The following is a 1,156-nucleotide window of genomic DNA, read 5'->3' on the forward strand; positions in this document are numbered from 1 at the left end:
GGAAGGTCTGAATAACTGCCGATATTCATCAACGCTTACTTGAGCCGACAAAAAATCGAAAATTCAGACACTCTTCTCCCTTTCTTTGTGTATTTTTGCCCCTTTCCCGCTCATTGAGCGGGAAAGGGGCGCAATCGCCCTATTCCCATAGGTATTTCTCACTGATCAGCAGGTTGCTGAACGCCGCCAGCAAGTGCAGGCGCTGAGTGTTTTTGGCCAGTCCACGATAGCGAGCCTTGCCATAACCAAAAACTTGTTTGATGTACCGAAAAGGGTGCTCCACCTTGGCACGGATACTGGCTTTGATGTTTTCGACTTTCTGTCGCCTGGCATCTAGCTTCTTGCGGGTGCCAAGCCGTTTGGCAATATACCAAGAGATATCGTTGCGGTGCTTGTGCTCGTCGCGTTTTTGAATACCCAGGTAACCGGCATCACCGAAGACGCGTTGCTCTTCACCGTGAAGGAGCTTATCGGCAGGCACAATGTCATGGACATTGGCAGCCGTGGTCTCGATGCTGTGAATCAACCCAAGCTTATCGTCGACACCTATATGCATTTTCATGCCAAAGTGCCAAGAGCTACCTTTTTTAGTCTGGTGCATTTCCGGATCGCGCTCGCCTTTTTTGTTTTTGGTGGAACTAGGCGCAGAGATGATAGTGGCATCGACAATGCTCCCTTCGCGCAGCATCAGGCCATTTTTCTCTAGGTGGTTGTTCACTTCCTGGAACAGCACCTTGCCAAGGCCGTGGTGTTCCAGAAAATGGCGAAACTTGAGAATCGTGGTTTCGTCCGGCAATCGGTCTAGTTTCAAACCGGCGAATTGGCGCATGGACTCGATCTCGTAGAGGGCGTCTTCCATGGCCGGATCGCTCAGGTTGTAAAACAACTGCATGCAATGGACGCGGAGCATGGCAGACAACGGATACGGAGGCCGCCCGCTCTCGCCCTTGGGGTAATAACGGGCTATCTTCTTCTCCAGCTGCGTCCAGGGGATCAGCTTGTCCATCCGCTCCAGAAAGAGTTCGCGGCGAGTCTTTCTCTTCTTGTTCTGGTACTCGGCTTCGGAGAAGGTGATTTGATCCATGGCAGCACTGAATCCTATGCAGTTGACGATAGCCGTATTATCACTGATGGCAGTGACTTTTTCAGAGCTTCC

Annotated in this window: 1 protein-coding gene; it reads right to left on the reverse strand. The window is 51.3% G+C overall.

Going from position 1 to position 1,156, the window contains the following annotated elements; translation table 11 throughout:
• Nucleotides 1-139: 139 nt before the first annotated feature.
• Nucleotides 140-1,084: an IS5 family transposase gene (locus YERSI8AC_RS00140; RefSeq protein ID WP_159176486.1), complete on the reverse strand. Its 945-nt coding sequence runs from the start codon at nt 1,082-1,084 to the stop codon at nt 140-142.
• Nucleotides 1,085-1,156: the final 72 nt, after the last annotated feature.

The sequence above is a fragment of the Halomonas sp. 113 genome (genome assembly GCF_904067645.1).
In the GTDB taxonomy this organism is placed as follows: Bacteria; Pseudomonadota; Gammaproteobacteria; order Pseudomonadales; family Halomonadaceae; genus Vreelandella; species Vreelandella titanicae.